The organism is Agarivorans aestuarii, from assembly GCF_019670125.1.
GTDB lineage: Bacteria > Pseudomonadota > Gammaproteobacteria > Enterobacterales > Celerinatantimonadaceae > Agarivorans > Agarivorans aestuarii.
This window is the reverse complement of record NZ_AP023033.1, coordinates 1,270,145-1,292,378: the sequence shown is the minus strand read 5'-3', so window position 1 is coordinate 1,292,378 and position 22,234 is coordinate 1,270,145. Positions and strand designations below refer to the sequence as shown.

The 22,234-nt window shown below is 43.5% G+C and carries 21 protein-coding genes and 1 other RNA gene; 9 read left to right on the top strand and 13 right to left on the bottom strand.

Annotated features, from left to right (window positions below; all coding sequences use genetic code 11):
• Positions 1 to 215 precede the first annotated feature (215 nt).
• The 5 genes from K5609_RS06005 to K5609_RS05985 form a co-directional block, all read right to left on the bottom strand.
• Positions 216 to 1,436, bottom strand: a complete 1,221-nt coding sequence (locus K5609_RS06005; protein WP_221076395.1) for a multidrug effflux MFS transporter — start codon at positions 1,434 to 1,436, stop codon at positions 216 to 218.
• Between the two features lie 155 nt (positions 1,437 to 1,591).
• Entirely contained in the window at positions 1,592 to 2,446 is an 855-nt protein-coding gene (locus K5609_RS06000) for an ABC transporter permease (protein WP_221076394.1), read from the bottom strand.
• Positions 2,447 to 2,455: 9 nt separating this feature from the next.
• Positions 2,456 to 3,313 (bottom strand): ABC transporter permease, encoded by an 858-nt coding sequence (locus K5609_RS05995; RefSeq protein WP_221076393.1) that lies wholly within the window; start codon positions 3,311 to 3,313, stop codon positions 2,456 to 2,458.
• Positions 3,303 to 4,418, bottom strand: coding sequence for an ABC transporter ATP-binding protein (locus K5609_RS05990; protein WP_221076392.1), 1,116 nt, complete (start codon positions 4,416 to 4,418; stop codon positions 3,303 to 3,305). The genes K5609_RS05995 and K5609_RS05990 overlap by 11 nt, the downstream gene beginning before the upstream one ends.
• 44 nt (positions 4,419 to 4,462) lie before the next feature.
• The gene (locus K5609_RS05985) at positions 4,463 to 5,533 is read right to left on the bottom strand and encodes an extracellular solute-binding protein (RefSeq protein WP_221076391.1); all 1,071 of its coding nucleotides are present in this window, start codon (positions 5,531 to 5,533) and stop codon (positions 4,463 to 4,465) included.
• A 392-nt stretch (positions 5,534 to 5,925) separates the two neighbouring features.
• Here K5609_RS05985 and K5609_RS05980 point away from each other — a divergent pair, with 392 nt between their 5' ends.
• The 4 genes from K5609_RS05980 to K5609_RS05965 all read left to right on the top strand — a co-directional run bounded on the left by K5609_RS05980 (position 5,926) and on the right by K5609_RS05965 (position 10,706).
• Positions 5,926 to 7,140 carry a glycoside hydrolase family 53 protein gene (locus K5609_RS05980; protein WP_221076390.1) on the top strand — a complete coding sequence of 405 codons (1,215 nt, stop codon included), beginning with the start codon at positions 5,926 to 5,928 and terminating at the stop codon, positions 7,138 to 7,140.
• 141 nt (positions 7,141 to 7,281) lie between these two features.
• Positions 7,282 to 8,946: a DNA repair protein RecN gene (gene recN, locus K5609_RS05975; RefSeq protein ID WP_221076389.1), complete on the top strand. Its 1,665-nt coding sequence runs from the start codon at positions 7,282 to 7,284 to the stop codon at positions 8,944 to 8,946.
• A 76-nt stretch (positions 8,947 to 9,022) separates the two neighbouring features.
• A complete protein-coding gene (locus tag K5609_RS05970; RefSeq protein WP_152779817.1) occupies positions 9,023 to 9,382 on the top strand; it encodes an outer membrane protein assembly factor BamE in 360 nt (119 codons plus the stop codon).
• A 95-nt stretch (positions 9,383 to 9,477) separates the two neighbouring features.
• A protein-coding gene (locus K5609_RS05965) for an IS3 family transposase (protein WP_221076388.1) occupies positions 9,478 to 10,706 on the top strand; the annotation gives its coding sequence in 2 pieces (ribosomal slippage) (positions 9,478 to 9,829 and positions 9,829 to 10,706; 1,230 coding nt in all).
• A 26-nt stretch (positions 10,707 to 10,732) separates the two neighbouring features.
• Here K5609_RS05965 and K5609_RS05960 read toward each other — a convergent pair.
• Together K5609_RS05960 and K5609_RS05955 are read right to left on the bottom strand one after the other, a co-directional pair.
• The gene (locus tag K5609_RS05960; protein ID WP_221076387.1) at positions 10,733 to 11,077 is read right to left on the bottom strand and encodes an RnfH family protein; all 345 of its coding nucleotides are present in this window, start codon (positions 11,075 to 11,077) and stop codon (positions 10,733 to 10,735) included.
• Between the two features lie 2 nt (positions 11,078 to 11,079).
• Positions 11,080 to 11,508, bottom strand: coding sequence for an SRPBCC family protein (locus tag K5609_RS05955; RefSeq protein ID WP_016401010.1), 429 nt, complete (start codon positions 11,506 to 11,508; stop codon positions 11,080 to 11,082).
• A 101-nt stretch (positions 11,509 to 11,609) separates the two neighbouring features.
• Between K5609_RS05955 and smpB the strand changes: the two genes are divergently transcribed.
• The 3 genes from smpB (at position 11,610) to K5609_RS05940 (ending at position 13,798) form a co-directional block, all read left to right on the top strand.
• Positions 11,610 to 12,095, top strand: coding sequence for an SsrA-binding protein SmpB (smpB, locus tag K5609_RS05950; protein WP_016401009.1), 486 nt, complete (start codon positions 11,610 to 11,612; stop codon positions 12,093 to 12,095).
• 88 nt (positions 12,096 to 12,183) lie between these two features.
• Positions 12,184 to 12,550: a transfer-messenger RNA gene (gene ssrA, locus K5609_RS05945) on the top strand.
• Between the two features lie 198 nt (positions 12,551 to 12,748).
• Positions 12,749 to 13,798 (top strand): CNNM domain-containing protein, encoded by a 1,050-nt coding sequence (locus tag K5609_RS05940; RefSeq protein WP_221076386.1) that lies wholly within the window; start codon positions 12,749 to 12,751, stop codon positions 13,796 to 13,798.
• A gap of 101 nt (positions 13,799 to 13,899) precedes the next feature.
• On the opposite strand, the gene K5609_RS05935 is transcribed toward K5609_RS05940, so the two are convergent.
• From K5609_RS05935 to K5609_RS05920, 4 genes are all read right to left on the bottom strand, one after another.
• On the bottom strand, positions 13,900 to 14,151 hold the full coding sequence (locus tag K5609_RS05935) for a DUF2999 family protein (RefSeq protein WP_221076385.1): 252 nt from the start codon (positions 14,149 to 14,151) through the stop codon (positions 13,900 to 13,902).
• A 169-nt stretch (positions 14,152 to 14,320) separates the two neighbouring features.
• The gene (gene cynS, locus K5609_RS05930) at positions 14,321 to 14,770 is read right to left on the bottom strand and encodes a cyanase (protein WP_152779823.1); all 450 of its coding nucleotides are present in this window, start codon (positions 14,768 to 14,770) and stop codon (positions 14,321 to 14,323) included.
• A 44-nt stretch (positions 14,771 to 14,814) separates the two neighbouring features.
• Complete coding sequence (locus K5609_RS05925; RefSeq protein WP_221076384.1) at positions 14,815 to 16,536, bottom strand: bifunctional protein-serine/threonine kinase/phosphatase; 1,722 nt, start codon at positions 16,534 to 16,536, stop codon at positions 14,815 to 14,817.
• Between the two features lie 14 nt (positions 16,537 to 16,550).
• Positions 16,551 to 17,408: a formate/nitrite transporter family protein gene (locus K5609_RS05920; protein ID WP_221076383.1), complete on the bottom strand. Its 858-nt coding sequence runs from the start codon at positions 17,406 to 17,408 to the stop codon at positions 16,551 to 16,553.
• A gap of 499 nt (positions 17,409 to 17,907) precedes the next feature.
• Between K5609_RS05920 and K5609_RS05915 the strand changes: the two genes are divergently transcribed.
• On the top strand, positions 17,908 to 19,632 hold the full coding sequence (locus K5609_RS05915) for a tetratricopeptide repeat-containing sulfotransferase family protein (RefSeq protein WP_221076382.1): 1,725 nt from the start codon (positions 17,908 to 17,910) through the stop codon (positions 19,630 to 19,632).
• A gap of 45 nt (positions 19,633 to 19,677) precedes the next feature.
• Here K5609_RS05915 and K5609_RS05910 read toward each other — a convergent pair whose 3' ends face one another.
• Complete coding sequence (locus tag K5609_RS05910) at positions 19,678 to 20,697, bottom strand: endonuclease/exonuclease/phosphatase family protein (protein WP_246611947.1); 1,020 nt, start codon at positions 20,695 to 20,697, stop codon at positions 19,678 to 19,680.
• Between the two features lie 177 nt (positions 20,698 to 20,874).
• Positions 20,875 to 21,444 carry a phosphoribosyltransferase gene (locus K5609_RS05905; RefSeq protein ID WP_221076381.1) on the bottom strand — a complete coding sequence of 190 codons (570 nt, stop codon included), beginning with the start codon at positions 21,442 to 21,444 and terminating at the stop codon, positions 20,875 to 20,877.
• 93 nt (positions 21,445 to 21,537) lie between these two features.
• On the opposite strand from K5609_RS05905, the gene K5609_RS05900 reads away from it, so the two are divergent.
• The gene (locus tag K5609_RS05900; RefSeq protein WP_425514834.1) at positions 21,538 to 22,137 is read left to right on the top strand and encodes a phosphoribosyltransferase; all 600 of its coding nucleotides are present in this window, start codon (positions 21,538 to 21,540) and stop codon (positions 22,135 to 22,137) included.
• The last annotated feature ends 97 nt before the right edge of the window (positions 22,138 to 22,234 follow it).

The window sequence follows — 22,234 nt, the reverse complement described above, 5'->3', positions numbered from 1 at the left end:
TAACATCAAGACTAATAATAAACAGCTGCCAGCGCCACACCAAGCAGCATTAAGAATCACAAATAACCATAACTTCAACATTTAAAACCAATTCGTTATTCAAACGCTTGGTTAAAATACTAAACCGTAACAACTAATCAGCGAATTAAAGAAAAACTCTCCAATTTTTCCTTAAGCCACTGATTTAATGTAGATTAAAAACGATATTTTATGCTTTAAGAAGTCGATAATTGCTTGTCTTCAACATCTGGATTATCGAAGCACTTGATTAGCAGCAAGCTACTCGCTGCCACTAACCCAAATCCAATAACCACTGGATAACAGGTTTGCTTAAAGCTAAGGCCGATAAGGCTACCAATGGGAATCGCCACCAGTGTAGAAATACTCGCGACAAACGCCGAGCCCATTCCAGCAATTGCTCCTAAAGGCTCCATGGCTAAAGAATTTAAATTACCAAACAAAATACCAATGCAGAAAAATGCTGGGATCAAGTAAGCCATTAACCACCAAAGAGGAGGCACTCCGCTGCTAGCTATTAGTAATAAACAAAATACGCTCGTAAGGGCAAGTAAGCCCCACAACGCAGCCTTAATCATTAAGCGCATGCCTAACTTAAGTACAAAGCGACCATTCACTAACGATGCAACACCTACTGCAATCGCCGCTAAAGCAAACAGCAGCGCAAAGTTGTCGGCTTGATTGTAGAGTTGAATAAACAATAATGGCGCGCTATTTAAGTAACCCATAAAAGCGCCAAAAATAAAACCAGATACAATGGTGTAAACCAGCGCACTGCGCTTTTGCAGTAAATACTTAAGCCCTTCTACAAAGCTTTGTAATGTTAGAGGGCGGCGTTTATCCAAGGTTAAAGTTTCTTCTTGTCCCCGCCAAAACCCAAGACCAGTAGCAATAGCCATTAGCAATAACATGCCGAAGATCCAACGCCAGTGGGCCAAGCCTAAAATAACTTGGCCCACCGCGGGGGCCAAAATCGGCACGACAATAAATACCGAAAACACCACAGACATAATGCGCGCCATTTCAGCGCCTTTTAACTTGTCACGCACTAAGGCCATGGTAATAATTCTTGGCGCAGCTGCGCCCATACCTTGCAGTACTCGCCCGGCGATAAGCCAAGCAAACGAGCTAGACAATACACAGATAATGCTACCTACAATAAATAGTAGGTAACCAACATAGATAGGAGGTTTTCGGCCAACCGCATCTGACCATGGCCCATAAACAAGTTGGCCAATCGAAAGGCCTATAAACAGTGATGTGATGGTCCATTGGGAATGCGCGGGATTAGCCAGTTCGAAATCTTCGGCAATAGCTACCAGCGCCGGTAGCATCGCATCCACCGACAAGGCCACCAACGACATCATGCCTGCAAGTAAGATAATAAAGGCTTTAGAGTGGGTACTGCTGTGTTTCACCAACTACTCCCTAATACAACAGTGAGCTGTTGGTTATATCACGCTCAAATCGCAATAGCGATAAACAATAACAGCGCAGCTAATTTTTAACTTTTATCGTCAACTTAAGTGCAAAAGCCACAACAAAACGTTGTTATTTTTTAAACACTAAGAACTTAATCCTGTTTATTTTTGCCATCAAATAACATCGATACCAAAGCAATAAAAGCAGAGCCAAGCATCAATAATAATGACACAGCATTGAGCACTGGTGTTGACCCTTCGCGTAAACGGTCATACATAGCAATAGTCAGCGGCGCGTCGGAGCCCACCAGCATTAAGGTAGTATTAAAATTTTCAAAAGACATTAAAAAGCTAACCATCGCAGCTCCAATTAATGCAGGGCTAAGAAACGGCAATACCACGGTAACAAAAGCGACCCAAGAATTAGCCCCTAGATTTAGCGCCGCCTCTTCCAAGCTAAAATCGAACTTACGTAAGCGCGCTAACACCACCAAGGTAGCAATAGTAGTAATAAACGCTACTTGGCCAATCACCACCAAAACAAATCCTGGCCTTAACCACTCTAACTCCCAAGCAAAACTGTTCTCAATGCTGTTCGCCAAGTTGCTACTGGCGACTAAAATTGCCACCCCTAAAATCACTCCAGGTATCACTAAAGGCAACAATAAACCAATGTATAACCAGTTCTTGCCTGGGAAATCAAAACGAATGAACAGCCAAGCATTAGCCGTGGCAAGCAGTAAAGAAAACAAGGTAACAAAACACGCTATCGAAGCACTCACCGCAATGCTAGACAACAAACCATCATCGTAAAGAATGCCTAGTTTAGGTTCGGTTTGACCAATAAACCAATCCAAGGTGAAGCCTTGCCAAGGTAGTGCTGCAAACAAACTATCATTAAATGAAAACACCGCCACAATGCTTAATGGCAGTGCCAAAAAGACTAAGAACCCCACCATATAGAACTGATAAAGGGATTTAGCAGGGCCACGTAATTGATGCAACATAAGGCTCCCCTAGCGTCCCAAAGTACGACTGAATGATTGGCCACTTAGCTTTAAACCCAGCGCCACAACTAAAGACGAAACCAGCAATAAAATCACCCCAAAGGCAGCGCCTAATTCCCAATTAAAACGCGTAATAAACTGAGTAAAAATCTGTTCGGTAAACCAAAGGCTATCTTTTCCACCTAATAAACGCGGAGTTAAATAGTTTCCTAGGCAAAGCATAAACACCATGATGCAACCCGATACAATGCCGGGCATAGCATAAGGGACAATTATTGAGGTAGTAACGTTCCAACCATTGCCGCCCAAATCGTAACCGGCTTCTATTAAGCTTTGATCTAAGCCTTCTAAAGTACTTACCAATGGCACCACCATGAACAACATTGATGTATACACCAACCCAACTAACATGCTCACATCGTTGTACAAAAATTCAATCGGTTGCTCGGTTAAACCCAGAGCCATTAAACCTTGGCTAATCACACCAGACTCACGTAGCAATATCATCCAACCGTAAGTGCGCACTAACTCACTTACCCAGAAAGGCAGTAAGCAACTTAACAACAGCAAACGTTTAATTTTACCTTGAGCCACTTTTGCAATGAAAAATGCCACTGGAAAGCTCACTAACAAGGTTATAAAAGTGGCTAACAACGACATCCACACTGTACGTAATAAGGTTCGCCAATAAAGCGGCTCGCCCAAAAACTGTTGGTATTGGTACCAACCTACGCTGTCCCCTGCCACATAATCCCGTTTGATGAAAGACAGCTCTAGCATCTGCAAATGTGGCAATACAATAAGCAGAACAAACCACAGCACAAAAGGAAGCAGTAATAAGTAAAACCCAAGCCCTTTAGCTTTCACCCTTCACCTCTTGGCTAATACAGATTGCTTGCTTAGCATCCCAAAATATTCGTAACTTACTGCCCGGAACTATGTGCTGCAAAGAAAAACTAGCACCTGGAGCCACTCGATAACTGTCTTGATGGTGAGTATCTTTAACTACCAAGGTGGAACTTGCGCCATCAAACAAGCATTCTTCAACTTCTACATCAAACTGGTTATCGGCTTGAACTTCCCTTCCCGCTTCACAAATTCCAATGGCTTCTGGCCGCACAAATACATCCACCACCGACTTTTCTGCTTGATCAATAGTAGTCGCTACGATCAGGTGGCGACCCCGAGCGGTTTTAAGTAAAGCAACACCTTGTCGTTGTTCACACACCACTGCTGAATGCGCATTGGTTTGGCCAACGAATTTGGCCACAAACGCCGTATTCGGTTGATAATACAGCTGCTGCGGACTGGCTACCTGTTCAAAGCGGCCATTGTTCATTACCGCCACCTTATCTGACATCACCAAGGCTTCAGATTGATCGTGAGTAATGTAGATAAAGGTTGTGCCAAATTCGCGCTGCAAGTGCTTTAGCTCAACTTTCATCTTTTCACGCAATTTTAAATCTAGTGCGCCTAAGGGCTCATCAAGCAGCAGTAATCGAGGCTCCAGTACTAAGCTGCGGGCAATCGCAATGCGTTGTTTTTGCCCGCCCGATAACTGAGTAATTTGCTTGTTTTGACTGCCATCTAAGCCCACTCGCTCTAACACATCTTTAATCTTATGCTGTCGCTCGTTGGCTTTAACACCACGGCGCTTTAATCCGTAAGCAATGTTCTCCGACACATTCATGTTCGGAAAAAGAGCCAAGTGCTGAAAAACCATATTCACTGGACGCTTATTTGGCGCTAGCTCGTTAACCCGCTTTTGATGGATCTGAATCTCACCTTCACTGGGTGATTCAAAGCCAGCCAACATTCTTAATAAGGTGGTTTTACCGCAGCCAGAAGGGCCTAAAATAGAGAAAAATGAGCCAGCCTCAACCGAGAAATTAAGCTTATCTACTGCTGTAAATTCTGAGAAATGCTTGGAAAGGTGTTTACATTCAAGATCATATTTAGCGTTTGCCGCCATAGTACTTCCAAATAAAGCAGAGGGGCGCGAGCGCCCCAATAAAACTAGTTGGCCGCTTGTACGCGATCCAGTACTTTGCCTTCCATTGCTTCTAAACCAGCAGGAACAGCGGGGTACCACTTAATGTTGTCGATGTCGTCGCTACTAAAGCTGGCATTAAACTGCGACTTCGCCAGTTCGTTTACGTAAGCATCTGAACCTTTAGAGGCGGTGAAGTTACCTGCAGCTTCGGTAATTTTAGCTGCTACTTCAGGGCGCATAACAAAGTTAATCCACTTGTACGCAGCATCTACTGCTTTAGATTTTTTAGGAATGGCAAAAGTATCAATCCAACCCAAAGCTCCAGATTTAGGTGCTACAAACTGGATATTCTGTTGATCGCGATTTAGCTTCCAACCGCCAGCATCCCAAGCCATAGCGGCAACTACTTCATTAGAGCGCATTAAGTTCATTAACTCGTCGCCGCCAGACCAGTAAGTCTTAACCAAAGGCTTACATTCAACCAGAGTCTTTTCAACTTTGTTCAATATTTCTTGGTACTTAACGGGATCAGCGTAAGCAGCAAACGGATCTTCACCCAATGCAAAAGCAAAACCGATTAAGGTTGGGCGCTTTAAGCGATAAGAAATTTTACCCTGGTACCGCTGCTGACATAGGTCGGTGTAATCGGCCACATCTTTTGCCATTTCACCATTTACTACCAAGCCGCTGGTTCCCCACACATGAGGAACACCAAACACTTGCTCACCTACAGCAGTATTCTTTTTAGTAGCATCTAACATTGAGGTAATTATTTGGGCCTGCTCAATACGGGCTAAATCAATAGGCTGATAAATGCCAAACTGCTGTTGCACACCAGTGATTCGATCTTGGCTAGGTTGGGCTAAATCAAAACCCGAGCCGCCAGTAGCGCGAAGTTTAGAGATCATGTCTTCGTTGTTTGATTTAGTTACTTTTACTTCAATGCCGGTTTCTTTCTCAAACATTTCGATAACTTCTTGTGGTGCATAGCCGCCCCAAGTAAGCAAACGTAAAGTTTCAGCATTGGCCTGCGCACTTACCATTGCGCCCACGCTAAGTGCCAGCGCACTTAATGATAAACGTTTATTCAACATAATCTCTTCCATGTAGTTCTACGGTTAAATGGTTTACCGACAAAAGCGGCTTATTTACAACAAGTATTTGATAAACATGCACCAATTTAATGACACTAATGTGACAAGCAAAAGCGTAGTCGCTAAATTTTTAAACAGCAAAGAACTTGAAAGAAAAAATTAACCATAGCAAATTAAGGTAAATTAAATAGCGCCCTGGAGGTAACAAACAGTTTTTGTGAAAAGCCTTTTCCAGCTCGCAATCTCACTTAAAAACAGTAGCTATATTGATGTTAAACCGCTCCAATACACCTTTCACAAACAAAACTCTGTGTTTTACTTATTTAACTACAAAACAGAGCACAAATACCCACGGTAATCGCCAAACAATTGGCTATAAAACGAGGCAAACAATGAACTCGAGAATAAAGACAGCGCTATTGTTTATGGTGTTTATTGTTGCCGGCTGCCAGTCTGCGAACCAACCTACTAGCAGCGATAACAATGCCAGCATCACCGCTCCTGATCTTAGACATAACTTCATTCGTGGAATGGATATCTCGATGCTGCCTGAGATTGAAGCGCTGGGAGGAAAGTACTACCAAAACAGTATCGAGCAAGATCTAGTGACTATCCTAAAAAACCATGGCGTAAATTCTATTCGCGCAAGATTATGGGTTGCCCCTAGCTCTAGTAACGGTGAACCATTTGGGGGTGGCAACAATGACCTTGCGCGCTCCATTGAGCTTGGCATACGTGCTCATCAAAACGATATGTCATTCCTGCTAGATATCCACTACAGCGATTTTTGGGCAGATCCTAAAAAACAAAGTAAACCCCAAGGCTGGGAAACCCTTACCTTTGATAACCTAAAACAGAAAGTATACGACTATACTGCCGAGATAATGCAAGCCCACCAAGCCGCAGGTGTTGTGCCAGACATGGTGCAAATTGGTAACGAATTAAATGGGGGAATGCTTTGGCCAGATGGAAAAAGCTGGGGACAAGATGGCAATGAGTTTGAGCGCTTATCGCAACTACTCAATGCAGGAATTCAAGCTGTACATGACAACAACAGTGGCAAAGATATTCAAATCATACTGCACCTCGCAGAAGCAGGTAACAACCAAACGTTTCGTTGGTGGTTTGATGAAATAAGTGAGCAAGGTGTCGACTTCGACATTATAGGCATGTCTTACTACCCGTGGTGGCATGGCCCGGTAGAACACGTAAGAACCAACATGGAAGATCTAATTGCTCGTTATAACAAGCCAGTGTTACTTGTTGAAACAGCCTTCCCTTTCACACATGAAAATGGCGACTCACTAGCCAACAGTTACTCAAGTGCAGATCCAATAGAAGGCTATCAAATAAACGTAAGTGGGCAAGCACAATTTCTAGTAGACATAATGTCGTTAGTTAACGAGCTTCCAAATAATATGGGCTTAGGCATCTACTACTGGGAGCCCGCGTGGCTACCTATTCAAGGGGCCACTTGGTCGACAAACGCAGGCATGGAATACAGCGGCGATCAATGGGGCCTAGGGAACTCATGGGAAAACCAAGCCCTGTTTGATTTTGAAGGCAATGCCTTACCCTCTTTAGAGGTTTTTAAACAGCAAGAGTAAGTGGTCAAATCTGTTCAAAGAAAAATGATACGCTGTATCTCTTCAAGGTTATACCGAACAACATTTAAGCTTTGGTACTTGCATGTTTAAAAATAGAACTATATATTTATACAGTTACTGTATAAATAGTCAGGTAAAGATATGCTCACTCAATTAAGCGTACAAAATTTTGCGATTGTTCGGTTTCTTGAACTCGACCTACACCAAGGTATGACCACCATCACTGGTGAAACTGGTGCTGGTAAATCTATTGCCATTGATGCGTTAGGCCTATGTTTAGGCAATCGCGCCGAAGCCTCAGTAGTTAGGCAAGGCGCAGATAAAGCCGAAATTAGTGCTCAATTTGATTTAAGCAATAACCAAGGTGCCCAGCTTTGGCTGCAACAAAATGAACTGCTAAGTGATGATGAGTGTATTCTGCGCCGAGTTATCACCAAAGAGGGACGCTCGAAAGCCTATATTAATGGAACAGCGGTACCCGCTGCGCAGTTAAAAAGCTTGGGCCAATACCTTGTCAGTATTCATGGCCAGCACGCCCATCAACTATTATTAAAGCCAAGTCAGCAGTTAAGCATTGTTGACCAATATGCAGCTCACCCTCAACTTATTCAAGACGTTAAACAAGCCTACCAAGCTTGGAAAAGCTTATGTAACGAGAAAGAGCTAGCAGAACAACAGCAAAATGAATTGGCTGCACAACGTCAGTTACTTGAATACCAAGTCAAAGAGTTAGATGAGTTCGCCCTACAGCCCGGTGAATACCAAACGATTGAGCAGCAGCATCAATGTTTGTCTCATAGCACCGAGCTACAACAATCAAGCTATCAACTTACTCAGCTACTTGGCCACGATGAGCAAGTAAACGTATTAGATATGCTAGGCCAAGCCTGCAAAACAACCAGCCAACTGCTCGAATTAGACCCTAAACTAGATGCAATCAATAACCTATTGCACGAAGCTCAAATCCAAGTAGAAGAAGCCACTCAGCAGTTAAGTAGTTACAGTGAGCAATTGGATTACGACCCAGAGTTATTTGCAGAATTAGAAGAGCGTTTAAGCCAAGCCTTAGAGCTTGCAAGGAAACACCAAACAAACCCAGAACAACTGCCAGAGCTGCATCAACAGTTACAACATCAACTAGAACAACTAAGCCAACAAACAGAACGCTTTGAACACCTTGCCGAAGATATTGATAAGGCATGGCAACTATATTTAGCTAAAGCCAACAAGCTGTCTAAAAGTCGTGAGCGCGCTGCTAATAGCTTAAGCAAACAAATCACCAAAGAAATTCATAAATTAAGCATGGCAAAAGCCCAGTGTGAGTTTTCTTTACAAAGTGATGAGCAATTTACCAACGCCAACGGTATTGACCGAATTGAACTGCTGGTGCGCACTAACCCAGGCCAACCTATGCAGGCCATCGAAAAGGTCGCATCCGGCGGCGAGCTCTCACGCATAGGCTTAGCGATTCAGGTAATTTGTTCTGCCAGTATCTTAACCCCAACGCTAATTTTTGATGAAGTGGATGTAGGCATTAGCGGCCCAACTGCTGCAGTAGTTGGCGGCATGTTGCGCCAGCTAGGTAAACAATGCCAAGTATTGTGTGTCACCCACTTACCGCAAGTTGCAGGCCACGGTCATCAACAAATGCTGGTAAGCAAACAGCAAAAGAAAAACGAAACGATAACAAACATGCAAGCCTTGGATACAGAACAGCGCATTGGAGAACTAGCCCGCTTGCTTGCAGGTGATGAAATTACCGCTTCGGCGCTAGCAAACGCGCAAGAATTATTGATTAAGGATTGAATTCTTAGCATTCCAAGCTTCTTTTTATGGCAAGGCTTAGTTATGATGCTTGCCTTAACAAGGAGCTTCGATTCACATGCGTTTTACTGCCAAAATTTTTGTTCTACTAGCCAGCATTGGCCTAAGTGGCTGTTCTGCCTTCGACTGGATGGTATATAAAATTGATATTCCACAAGGCAACTACATTGATGATGCCAAAGTAGAGCAGCTCCGCATTAACATGACTAAGGAGCAAGTGCGTTTTGTACTAGGTACTCCAATGTTAATTGACGCCTTCGATAAAGAACGTTGGTATTACTTATACAGCTATCAAAGTGGCAACGGTGATTTTGAAAAGCGCGACTTAGTGATCCAATTTGTGAATGACCACTTAGCCTTCATCGAAGGTGACTACGAAGTCAGCGAAGACTTTATGCAACCGCTCGACGCCGGTTAAACACAAAACATCAATAAAAAAGCCAGATTAATCATCTGGCTTTTTTATTTTAGCTGTCCCGTCCGGAAATAGGTTGACATAAAGAGGACTTCTTTATGACAACACCCATTAACTCAAGCCGTAAGCGCACACAACGAGATTACACCTTGGCCTTTAAATTAGGTGTCGTAGAGCGCGTCGAAAAAGGCGAAATGACTTACAAACAAGCTCAAGCCCGATTTGGCATTCAGGGTCGTTCAACAGTACTGGTTTGGCTCAGAAAACATGGTAGGCTTGATTGGTCAAAACCATTTCAGCATCCCCTTATGCCTAATTCAAAAGAAACGCCAGCCGAAACAATCAAGCGCCTTGAGCGTGAGTTAGCCGAAGAGAAGCTACGTAACCAAATCCTCAATGGTATGGTCGATATCATGGACAATGAATACGGAGCGGGCCTTAGAAAAAAGTACTTATCCGGTACATCTGGCAAGCGAAAACCGACAGCGAAATAAATCTAGCTGCTGCATGTCGCGCGGCGGGTATTTCACGGCAATCTATTTATCAGGCGGTCGCCCGAATGGAAAACCGTAGAGCGACGTTATCGGTCATCAAAGACTGGGTACAGTACTGGCGTAAATATATGCCGCGATTGGGTGTACGCAAGCTCTACGTGTTGATAAAGCCTAAACTCCTTGAGCACGACATTAAACTTGGACGAGATGGGCTCTTTACCTATTTGAGACGTGAGGGTTTGCTGGTTAAACCAAAGAGAAGCTTCACCAAAACGACATTCAGCAAGCACTGGATGAAGAAACATCCTAACCTGCTGAAAGAGGAAGGATTACATGATGCAGAGCATGTACTGGTTAGCGACATGACCTATCTTGAATCAGACCAAGGTGTGCACTATCTGTCGTTGGTGACCGATGCCGCTTCTCGTAAAATAGTCGGTCATCACTTGAGTGATGACATGAAAGCTGACAGCGTAGTGAAGGCCCTGAAAATGGCGGTTAAAGATAAGCGCTATATCGCTAACGCGGTACACCACTCAGACCGAGGCTCACAATACTGCTCGGCAGCTTATCAGGATGAACTGTTGATAAACCAAATTCGACCATCGATGACAGACGGTAATGATTGCTACCAAAATGCGTTGGCGGAAAGGATAAACGGAATACTGAAGCAGGAGTTTTTACTGTACCGATGTAAAACGCTTAAAGAAATGAAGATACTTGTAAAAGAATCGATAGCGATATACAACGCTATGAGGCCGCATCTGAGTTTAAATATGGAAACGCCCAATCAGGTGCACAATAGAAAAGGCAAGCTACTGGAGCTGGCCTAAAAATCGTCAACCTATCTTAGGACGGGTCAGCTATCTTTAGTTTTGGCTTTTGGCCTGCCGCCAGTTACCTTACTGGCTCGCCCCTCTGCTTTGGCCCGCTCGGCACGAATTTTTCGCAACTCTTTAGGGTCTGCTATCAATGGGCGATATATTTCAACTCTATCACCATCTCTTAATTCCTGAGCGAGTTTTGCTGCTCGGCTAAAAATGCCAACCGAGGCCTTCTCAGGCTCTATTTCAGGAAAATGCTGCACAATGCCAGATTGATGAATGGCCTCCAAAATACTGCAACCCTGCTCAACCTTTAGCGCCAACAATACTTGATGCTCTGGCAAGCCATAAACCACTTCTACATTTATTAGATCCGACACCGTTAATATACCTGCTTGGCCCGCTCAACAAAGGCTTGCACCATATTGCCGGCTAATTCATTAAATACACGGCCAAACGCCGCCGCTATTAGTTTGTTGCTAAACTCAAAATCTAAATCCAACATCACTTTACAAGCTTGCTCGTCCAAGGCCACAAAGTTCCATACCCCAGTTAACGATTTAAACGGACCGTCCACCAATTTCATTTGAATGGACTGATCTTCAGTAAGGGTGTTTTTAGTCACAAACTTATTTTTTATGCCTGCTTTGGCAACCCCAACTTCAGCTACCATGCTAGAAGTACTTTCTTCTAATATTTCACTATTCACACACCCAGGTAAAAACTCGGGATAAGCGTTTATATCATTAACTAATTGGTACATTTGCTTAGCGCTAAACATCACTAAGGCACTACGGTTTACTTGCGGCATGAACCCACTCTTTCATCAAATCTGCACACATTTTATCATTAGCTGAGCTAATCCGCACATTATCAGTTTTAAAGCCCCGCCGCATCGGTATAATAGCCGCCATGAGTAAGAAAAAATCAAAATCAAAAGCTGGTTCCAATACCATTGCGCTAAACAAAAAAGCGCGTCATGAATACCGTATCGAAGACAAATTTGAAGCGGGTATGGAACTACAAGGCTGGGAAGTAAAATCCATGCGAACCGGAAAGGTAAATATCGCCGAGAGCTACGTATACGTGCGCGACGGTGAAGCCTTTGTTTCTGGTTTAAACATTCAACCACTAATTTCAGCCTCAACCCATGTTGTGGCAGACCCAACACGCATTCGCAAACTGCTTCTTAATCGCCGAGAGCTAGATAAGCTTATTGGTGCGGTTGAGCGCCAAGGCTATACCATTGTTGCAACGGCTTTATACTGGAAAGGCTCTTGGGCCAAACTAGAAGTAGGCTTAGCCAAAGGTAAGAAAGACCAAGACAAGCGAGAAGATGAAAAAGATCGCGAATGGCAACGCACTAAAGACCGCGTAATGAAGCACAGCTTCAGATAGTTTTACCCTATTGGGTAAATAAGCAGCGTTTGAACAGCACTGTATATCCGCACGCCGTTGGCTTGTGTTACAATGTTTGAGAAATTCCGGGGCTGAATTGGATTCGACAGGATCAGGAAGGCTTGTGGAGCATGTCGTGGGGCGGTTTGCCACGTAAAAAGCCGCAAAAAAATAGTCGCAAACGACGAAAACTACGCACTAGCAGCTTAATAACCTGCTAGAGCACTTCTACCCTAGCTTCCGCTTGTAAGACGGGGAATCATAGAAGTTCAAACCCAAACAAGATAGCGAGGGATGCTTTGACTAGAGAGCTGAACCGCGAAATAGAATTCTGGTATGTTAGTAAGTGGCGTGTTTGTTCGCAGCTTGCTAACGAGAATAAAGACAAACTAAGCATGTAGCGCCATTGGTTAGAATGGTTTTGGACGCGGGTTCGAAACCCGCCAGCTCCACCAATTCTACAAACGAAGACACCTAAGGGTGTCTTTTTTTGTGCCTCATATTTACCATCCAAGTTATGTAAATCTAAATATTCTTCTGCCCTTTTGTTGATATAACTTGATAAACTGCGGCTAACGACAGCGGCAAAATTATTTGTGGCAGCGTTACTGCACGCCCAACAGTGTATTTGGGTTTATAAAATGGTGGATTAAGTGTTTCTTTTAGTAAGTTTTTTGTGTCTTGCTATTATTGTTTCATTTTTGTGTTCTGTGCTAGAGGCGGTGCTACTTAGCGTTTCTCCTAGCTATATTCAGCTGCAACAGCAGCAATATCCTAAAGTTGCAGAGCGGCTCGCCAAGTTAAAGGCGAGTATCGATAAGCCGCTGGCGGCGATTCTTACTCTAAATACTGTTGCTCACACTGCCGGTGCCGCTGGCGTGGGTGCACAAGTAGCCGAACTTTATGGCTCACAATACTTAGCCATTTCATCGGCAATTATGACGGTACTGGTATTGGTATTGTCTGAAATTGTGCCTAAAACCTTAGGAGTAACTTACTGGCGCCAGCTTGCGCCGTTTGCCTCTTGGTTGCTGCCTTTGATGATTAAAACGTTTTACCCTTTTGTGTGGTTAAGTGATCGCATCACTGCACGTATTGGTAAACAGCAAGAAGATTTTTCAAGCTTGCGTGACGAAATTAGTGCTTTAGCTGAATTGGGCCACCAGCAAGGTGTGATTGAGCAAGGCGAGTCGCAAGTATTACGTAATCTACTTCAACTAGAAAAGTTAAAGATAACTGAAGTGATGACCCCGCGCGCGGTAGTGCAGCGTGTTGAACTAAACAGCACCGTGGCAAGCTTTGTTGAAGAGCACTTAAGCCAGCCGTTTTCTCGTTTTCCGGTATACCAAGGTGAGCGCGACAACTTTGTCTCTTACGTGCATAAACAAGATGTTTTAGGCGCTGCTGCAAGCGGCAAAGGCGACACACAAATAAGTGATTACTCGCGTAAGTTGCTAATGCTGCCAGCTAGCGTAAGTGTTAGGCATGCTTATCAAAGCTTGTTACAGGCTCGAGAGCTTATTGCAGCGGTAGTGAACGAATACGGTGAAGTGCAAGGCTTACTTACCATGGAAGACATTATTGAAACCCTGTTAGGCCAAGAGATTACCGACGAAACTGATGCTATTGAAGACATGCAACGTTTAGCTCGCTTCCAGTGGTTACGCCGTTTACGCAGCAAAAACCAACGCTATAGTCGATAAGTTCTAACGAGCCTAGAAGCAAACGTAACTTTAAGTAAACAAAACTTTAAGCAAACAGCCAATCTTCAAGCGCTAAAATCGACGGTTTTAGCGCTTTTTTCTTATTTATTAAGCAGTTCTTTAGCTGCCTCTACTTTGGCAAAGTCTAAACCTAGTTCTTCTACTGCTTCTTTAATCAAAGCTGGGTTCTGCATCACCTGTCCCATCAGCAATTGCAATTGTTCTTGAGGCAAACCTAATTGGCTAATAGTTGCCATAGCAGCAAGGGGGTTTTGAGTAAGCACTTCAAAAAGCTCACTGGTTTGCTGGTCACTAATATTGTTCTCTCTCAACATGGCAAGAATTGGGTTCATCACATTACCTTTTATACTAAATAAAATTAGGCGACAGTTTAGCTTTGTAGGTATGGAATTGACCAGTACTCATAACAACAACTTTTTAGATTACGGGTCGAGTATCTCGCCATGTCGTTCATAAAAAAGCCAGCGTGGTGCTGGCTCTAATGCTTCATGAAGCTAGTGTTTAGTAGGTTTTGTAAGGTAAAAACTTACCCGACAACACTACGTTTACTCTATCACCTTTAGGATCGGCTTCACGCTTAATGTCCATCGAGAAATCAATAGCGCTCATAATGCCATCGCCAAACTCTTCGTGAATGAGCTCTTTAATGGTGCTGCCGTATACATTTACGACTTCATACCAACGGTAGATAAGCGGATCGGTTGGTACAGCGGTAGGCAGTGAGCCTTTATAAGGCACAATTTGTAACCACGCGATGGCTTCGTCACTTAGCTCAAAAATATCTCCCACGGTTTCAGCTTGGCTTTTATCAAAGGTCATTTGCCCTAAACACGCTGCAGTTGTCCACTCTTTAGATAAACCAATGGCACTGGCTACCTCGCTCCACTTAATGCCTTTTCTCACCTTGGTTGATACAATTTGTTGAGTTACTTCTTCTCTACTTGATATCATTTTTTGCTTCCTTCCTTTGATTGAAAAACGAAGCAACTCGGTGTTCACCTAAGTAATAGGTACACCACCATAGCTGCTAAAATTGCAGAGATCCCTTGCCATACCGCTACTGGATTGCGCTCTACCAATGGAGCGCGGGCCTTATTTAAAAAAGCCTTGTTGGGTTGGCGTAAATCACAGAGAAATTCGGTGATTTGTTCATAACGTTTTAAGGGGTTTATGTGCAGCGCTTTTTCTAGGGCATCATCAATCCAAGCTGGGATTTCGCTGTCACTGTCAATTACCGATTGATAGCGTAAGCGCTTTTGCGCTGCATGGCTTTTTGCACCCGCCACTTTAGTACCATATGGATAGCGGCCGCTTAGCATGTAGTAAGTAATTACTGCCAACGAAAACTGCTCTGCGCGGGTACTTCCGCCAATACCCAAAAATAACTCCGGCGCCGAATATAACGCAGTGCCTAACAAATGTTGCTGGGTAATGTCTTGAGTTTGCTCTGCAAGACCTGCGGCCCATACCGAGCCAAAGTCGATAATTTTAATGGTGCCAGAGCTATCAATCATAATGTTGTCTGGCTTAAGATCTTGATGAAGCATATCCATGCGATGAAAGGCACGTAGGCCTTTAGCAATTTGCTCTACAATTTCCCTCACCTTAGCGAGTTCTGGCTTGGGATTATCGGTAATCCATTGGGCTAAGGTTTGCCCTTCTATGTATTCAAATACCGTATAAAGGTAGTTACGTTGGCGCGGGTTGCGGCTCGCTTTTAAGACATAGGCACTGTTAATACGCCGCGCTATCCATTCTTCAGTATAAAAGCGCTCTAAATAATCGGGGTCGTCGCGCAAATCTACCGAAGGTGTTTTTAGTATCACTTGCTCGCCGCTTTGTTCATCCAATGCTAAAAACACGTGGCTTCGGCTACTGGCGTGAATTTGTCGAACAATGGTGTAGTTGTCTATGCTCATTCGAGCACTTAACTCTGGGGGAAAAGGTAAAGTCTCTATTTGCTCTTTAAGCTGCTGAGAGCTTTGTTCTGCTAGTTGCTCTACCTTTATAATTTGTAAGCTTAAGTTGTCATCGCTGCCTGCCTGATAGGCTTTATCAACAATTTGCGCTGCCGCTGCTTCTAAATCGTTGGCACATTGGGCAATAGTATTGTTGATAAGCTCTGCATCAACAAACTCGTACACACCATCGGTAGCTAACAAAAAAATATCGCCAGGGCTCACGGGCAGAGTGTGGTAATCAAACTCACAATATTCTTCAATACCCAGTGCACGGCTTAGGTAGCTTTTATTGTCATTCACCCATAGTCTGTGATCTTTAGTGAGTAACTCTAAGCCCTGCTGATTGAGGCGATACACTCGGGTATCACCAACATGAAAAATATGCGCCTTATTGCCTTTAATCACTAAAGCACTAAGCGTACAAACATAACCTTTGTCTTTGTCGTAATGGTAAGGGCTTTGTTGCGACTGGCTATATAACCAAGAGTTGGTGGCGTCTAAAACCTTTTCAGCAGCATGCTGAACTGACCAAGTCTCGGAGGTGCAGTAATAATCATCTAAAAAGCTTTTTACTGCGGTTTCACTGGCTATTTGACTCACTTCGCTGCTGCTTATGCCGTCGGCCATCACAGCAGCAAAGCCTTTATGATTAAGTAGAGAGCCACGCGGAGTATAGCTTCCATAACTGTCTTGATTAATGTCTTTGCGACCTTTATCAGAACACTGACCGATGGAGATACTCAGCTGGCTCGTCATCTACTGTCCTTTAATTAAGCGTTGCTAGTAGCCGCTTTACTTGGCGCTTCAACCGCTGCTTTAGCTACTTTGCGCTTAGGCGCGGTTCTTACGTGGGTGGTGTAAAGTGTTAAACCAGTGAAGGCTAAACCACCTACTAGGTTACCCAATGCAGTTGGGATTTCGTTCCATAGGAAGTAATCCATAATTGAGAAATCACCGCCCATAATCAAACCAAATGGGAATAGGAACATGTTAACTACAGAGTGCTCAAAGCCCATGTAGAAGAACAAGAAGATAGGCATCCACATGGCGATGACTTTACCGCTAACGTTAGTAGAAATCATTGCGCCTACTACGCCCATTGATACCATCCAGTTACATAACATGCCACGAACAAAAATGGTAAACCAACCCGCTACGCCGTGCTCGGCATAACCTACGGTACGCGCTTCGCCAATGGCAGCCGCTTTAGCACCTACCGCACCCGCTTCAATGTTAAAGCCGTAAGTGAAAATAAAGGCCATCATAACGGCAACAGTAAGTGCACCTGCAAAGTTACCTAAAAATACAAAGCCCCAGTTTCTTAGCATACCCTTAACATCAACCCCAGGCCGCTTATCCAACAAGGCCAAAGGCACCAATACGAATACACCGGTTAGTAGGTCAAAACCCATCAAATAGAGCATACAGAAACCAACGGGGAACAAGATGGCCCCAATCAGGAAGTTGCCTGTATTCACTGCAATGGTAATGGCAAAGATTGCAGCCAATGCCAAGATGGCACCAGCCATAAAGGCTCGAATGAGTGTATCTCGCGTTGACATGAACACTTTAGATTCACCAGCGTCAACCATTTTGGTTACAAACTCCGCAGGAGCTAAATAAGACATAATATTTCCCTATATTGCTTAAGTTGTAGATTAAAACTTTTGGCTGGTTCGGCCCACTATGGTTGCCCGTGGTGGCTTCACCTTTACAAGCAAAACAATACTATTGCTAACTTGCGCTTAGGTCTGTCCCTGACCTACAACAGGGAAATTGCAATTGTTAAGCCAAGCACCACAAAAAACACACAAAACCCTAACAACACGGCAACTACAGCCTGTTTTACAAATACAAATTGGAAAAACTAAAAGTACTTATTTAAATGAAATTGCACCGCAATGTTGATAATTGCACCAATAAGGGCCAACTAATATCTTGGTGCAATAACCCATTCCCAAAACTCCCCAAGCTTGGGCAATACCATGGCTAAATTAACCTCTCACTAACACTTTTTCATGAAACTGCATGAGCTTTTAGCGCTGCGATAGACTACGCATCAAAAGTTGTTATTTTGCTTTAAAGTAATGCCAAACAAGTAAACGCTCGACATGATAGGAAGCACTAATGAAGCCTGAGATGCGCCACGCCATTATGGAAAAAGCCGTAAAGGCCTTACAAGCGGGTAAATATAGCCAAGCCTTATCTACCATTGGCAAAATCAACAAACTTAAGTCTCAGCAAGACTATAAAAGCCTAGAGTTAGAAGCTTTTGCGCTTTTCCAACAACAGAAGCTGGAACGCGCCTTAAGCTGTTACCAAGGCTTACTGGCACTATGTGAAAACCAACAACAGCGCAGCACAAGCTACAAAAACATGGCTAGGGCTGAAAAGCTACTAGGTTTATTTTCATCGGCCATTGAGCACTTTGAGCAGTGTTTTAGCTTAACAGGCGAAGCGGAAAATGCAGACATAGCACCAGCTCTTGGTGAATGCTATTTGGAAGAAGGTCGTTACCAAGACTTAAACACTTTGGCTGAAAAGATGAAAACTTGGCCAGGACAGTTTGCACCCGCTCAAGCATTACTGATCTCCAGTGCTAAGCGGCAAAATCAAAAAACGCTCACTTTGAGCCTAATTGAAGAGCTATTGAGCCACAGCAAGTTTGTTGAAGAGTGGCAGCTAGAATTTGCCATAGACACCTTAATGTTTATTCGCGAGCACCAACAAGCTGAGCAATTGTTGCAGCAAGCTCAAATTAATTTTGTAAATAGAGCTTGGATTGGCTTTTACCAAGCAGAGTTAAAAGCGCGAAATAGCCAAAATGAGCAAGTCATTGAATTGCTGAGTGACGAGCTAATTGAGCGCCTAGACTATATGCGCCAAAAGGCGGCTTTTAAACTGCGGGCAGAAGCTTTCGATAAACAGAAAGACTACTCAGCAGCCTTTAGCGATTTTTCTGCCATGGCGAGTTTGAATCACCAACGCGTTCAAGGGCAAACGCGCACAGACAAGGTGGCAGATTTTCAAAAGCTAGACTTGTCTTTCATCAAACAACAAGCTGAGGCCAATGAACCACAACCGGTATTTATGATGGGCTTTAATCGCTCTGGCACTACCCTGCTGGAGAACATATTAGATACTCAGCCGAACATCGTTGCCTTAAGTGAAACACGTTCTATTTATAATTTAACTCAAAGCATCACTAGCCAATTTAATAAACGTTATCCGCTAGATCTAGCCACACTAACAGAAGATGAGTTAAAACAATTGCGGGAGGAATACTTTAGCTACATCCAAAGCTTAGGTTTGGCTCCGCAGGCCAATAGTCTTATTGTGGACAAGTTTCCGCTTTATACCGTAGATCTGCCATTCATCTTGCAGCTCTTCCCTAAGGCGAAGATTATCTTTTGTTTGCGCCATCCAATCGACACATGCTTGAGTAACTTTCAGCAAAACTCAGCCAATAACCAAGAGCAAGCCTGGCTTAACCAACTAGGAGATTGTTTTAAGCGCTACCAGCAAGTATTCAAGCTGTTTAATCGCTACCAAGCTGAGTTAGCCTTAAATATTCATCTTGTACGTTATGAAGACTTAGTTGAAGATTTAGAGAAAGAAGCCAGCAAAGTGTTTGAGTTCCTCGGGATGTCTGCAAACAGTAACTATTTAGAGTTTGAGAAACACGCCCAACAAAAAATTGTTATGTCAGCCTCAAGTAACCAAGTAGTTAAACCGATTTATACAGAGTCACGCTACAAGTGGCTTAACTACCAACAATTCTTGCAACCGCACATTCCCAAGGTGGCCGAGTTTATTGAACAGTTTGGCTACCAACACGACGCTCCCGAATAGAGCTTTAGGGGGCTTAGCGTTGCACTTAAGCCCCCTAAAATTGGTTTAATCTAAAGGCTTATAAACAAAGTTTGCTTTAATAATACCGTGGTCCGTCGCACCTAGTTGCTCGTAATGCTCATCGTTTAAATGATCGTTAAATACCTCTAAACCTTTAAAGGCCCAAATTCTATCGCGACTTTTATCGTAAAACTGCTCACTGAGTAATATATGGTCTAAGGATTCAAGCTGATTGTTATGCACATGGGTGTAGTAAACATCACGCTGACTACGATATTGCTGCATAGTACCCGCTGAGTACAAGGCGTTATCGGCCCCTCCTCGCGCATCGCCGTCTAATAAAAAGCGCGGTTGCTCGGTAAGAATATTCAAGGTGTTGCTGGCTTGACCATCATTCAAGTCGCCTAACACAATCACTGGCGTATCGGTGTGTTTCATTTGCTCAGTTAAGATCATTCTTAACGCTACAGCCTCGGCGGTGCGGCGCAAAGTAGAGATGGCATAACCCAAGGCATTACGATGCGGTTTATGCTGCGCATCGTCATACCAATCTTCATTATCTATTCGTGTAGGCCGTTTCGACTTAAAATGGCAAACATATACATGTACATTCTCCTCATCGGCATGAGGCTTTATTTGAAAATGCAGTACCGGGCGAGAGAAGCTATTGATATCTAAGTCTAAGGCGCCGGTTTGCGCATCATCCCCTTGGCTGGCTAACTTAAAGCTTGCCGGAAACTGACTAATCCACTCCGCTTGCCCTGCCAGCAATTCATTACGCACTGCTGCTGCACAAGCAATTTTACCTTGATGTCCATCGGGCACCAGTAACTGATATTGAGAATCTAACCCAGCATTTTGGAACAAATCCAATAAAGCACCGGCATGCCACAATTCTTGAAAACCCCATAAATCCGCACCAATAGTTTGCAACTGATTTACTAACCAACGCACCTTATTGTCGTACTCGTTTGGCAACCAACCTTGTCGATCCCTATACATAGGTAAATTGGGTCTATTGAGGTTTAAAGTATTCGCTGTCGCTACAGAAAATTTCACCGCCATGGTTTGCTCCGCTTAATTATTAGTCTCTCATTAAGCAAGTATGGTGCAATTTAGCAGTTTTATTATTGCGGATTTATGATTTTGGTATTAGGCAAAAGTTATAGCAAACTTTAAGCGGTATAAGGCCTTAAGAATCAAATGCTTTACTCACAAGGTCTAGCACTTATGAATTAGCCATTACTTAGGTAAATGCGCTTTTATTATTTGATACAACTCCGGTCTATGCTCGGCGATCTCTGTTGGGCTTAAGCCTTCAAGAGAGTGCGGATACTTTAACCATTGCTTGGTTTCATGCAAATAGTAATCTGGCACTCGGTCGGTTTTATTGCGCTCTGGCTTAAAGTAGGGAACTGCAACTCGAATATCACTGGGGGTATTCAACCTCGCTAAGCGGCTCAGCTCATTAATAATCGCTTCAATAGAGCGACCGGTATCGAATACATCATCAACAATCAATAAACGGTCGTGCTGCTGCACATGCTTCACTAAATAGTTAAGCCCAAATACCTTAACCTGCTTTGCTTGATTATCTATCGCTGCAGCGTACGAAGATGTGCGAATGGCAATGTTATCGCTAGCAATGCCGTGATAAGCCAAAAATTCTTGAACCGCGATACCAATCGGTGCACCGCCGCGCCACACAGCAATAATAAAGCTAGGTTTAAAACCACTTGCCAATACTTTTTCGGCCAAGCGAAATGAGTCTTCGAGTAGCTCTTGCCCGGTGATGTAAAGTTTGTCGCTCATAATTACCTACGATTAAAACTGACCTTTTGGTCAAAGGTGTAGTATAAAACTATCATTATAGAACTCGTAAACTCAAGGACACTTTTCATGCCAATGAGCCAGTCGACAGCCCAATTACAAAAGCACTACTTAGATGAAGACAGCTTAATTCAAGATTCCTTTCGTTTAGCTGTGCATATTTTCGAGAGTGGTTTTCGCCCTACTTTTATCGTTGGCCTGTGGCGCGGAGGCAGTGCTGTAGGCATTTACGTGCAAGAGTGTTTGCAAACCTTAGGAGTTAAAACCGACCATATTTCGGTACGCACCTCCTACCAAGGGCAAGCCAATTATCATCAAATACTCCAAGATCCCGAGTCAATAAGAGTTCATGGTATTCAGTACTTACTGGAAAACCTAAACGTTGACGATAGCTTGTTGATAGTGGATGACGTATTTAGCAGTGGCCACAATGTGGAAGCAGTGATTAAGCGTTTAAAATCCAAGTTAAAACTCAATATGCCGCGCCAAGTAAAAATAGCCACCTTATGGGAGCGACCTAAGTTTAATCAAACATCGCTAAAACCGGATTTTTGCCTGTACCAAACCGATCAATGGCTGGTCTTCCCTTATGAATTAACCGGCTTGAGCTTAGAAGAAATAGTGCAACACAAGGGCTTTGTAGCCCCACTGATTAAACCAGAATTATTGGGGTAAAGTTATTCAGACAAAAATAAAGCGGCTATTAGGCCACTTTTTTCTGCGCACTGGGGCTAAGCTAAAATCGGATATTCTCCCCTTTGCATTTTGAAAT

What these genes read in the sequence shown, in the direction of transcription:
- K5609_RS05985 (WP_221076391.1), bottom strand. Translation starts at nt 5,533, where the DNA reads ATGTTGAATAAACGTTTATCATTAAGTGCGCTGGCACTTAGCGTGGGC.
- K5609_RS05990 (WP_221076392.1), bottom strand. Translation starts at nt 4,418, where the DNA reads ATGGCGGCAAACGCTAAATATGATCTTGAATGTAAACACCTTTCCAAG.
- K5609_RS05925 (WP_221076384.1), bottom strand. Translation starts at nt 16,536, where the DNA reads ATGACGAGCCAGCTGAGTATCTCCATCGGTCAGTGTTCTGATAAAGGT.
- K5609_RS05920 (WP_221076383.1), bottom strand. Translation starts at nt 17,408, where the DNA reads ATGTCTTATTTAGCTCCTGCGGAGTTTGTAACCAAAATGGTTGACGCT.
- cynS (WP_152779823.1), bottom strand. Translation starts at nt 14,770, where the DNA reads ATGATATCAAGTAGAGAAGAAGTAACTCAACAAATTGTATCAACCAAG.
- K5609_RS05910 (WP_246611947.1), bottom strand. Translation starts at nt 20,697, where the DNA reads ATGGCGGTGAAATTTTCTGTAGCGACAGCGAATACTTTAAACCTCAAT.
- recN (WP_221076389.1), top strand. Translation starts at nt 7,282, where the DNA reads ATGCTCACTCAATTAAGCGTACAAAATTTTGCGATTGTTCGGTTTCTT.
- smpB (WP_016401009.1), top strand. Translation starts at nt 11,610, where the DNA reads ATGAGTAAGAAAAAATCAAAATCAAAAGCTGGTTCCAATACCATTGCG.
- K5609_RS05915 (WP_221076382.1), top strand. Translation starts at nt 17,908, where the DNA reads ATGAAGCCTGAGATGCGCCACGCCATTATGGAAAAAGCCGTAAAGGCC.
- K5609_RS05900 (WP_425514834.1), top strand. Translation starts at nt 21,538, where the DNA reads ATGAGCCAGTCGACAGCCCAATTACAAAAGCACTACTTAGATGAAGAC.
- K5609_RS05980 (WP_221076390.1), top strand. Translation starts at nt 5,926, where the DNA reads ATGAACTCGAGAATAAAGACAGCGCTATTGTTTATGGTGTTTATTGTT.
- K5609_RS05905 (WP_221076381.1), bottom strand. Translation starts at nt 21,444, where the DNA reads ATGAGCGACAAACTTTACATCACCGGGCAAGAGCTACTCGAAGACTCA.
- K5609_RS05970 (WP_152779817.1), top strand. Translation starts at nt 9,023, where the DNA reads ATGCGTTTTACTGCCAAAATTTTTGTTCTACTAGCCAGCATTGGCCTA.
- K5609_RS06000 (WP_221076394.1), bottom strand. Translation starts at nt 2,446, where the DNA reads ATGTTGCATCAATTACGTGGCCCTGCTAAATCCCTTTATCAGTTCTAT.
- K5609_RS05955 (WP_016401010.1), bottom strand. Translation starts at nt 11,508, where the DNA reads ATGCCGCAAGTAAACCGTAGTGCCTTAGTGATGTTTAGCGCTAAGCAA.
- K5609_RS05935 (WP_221076385.1), bottom strand. Translation starts at nt 14,151, where the DNA reads ATGAACCCAATTCTTGCCATGTTGAGAGAGAACAATATTAGTGACCAG.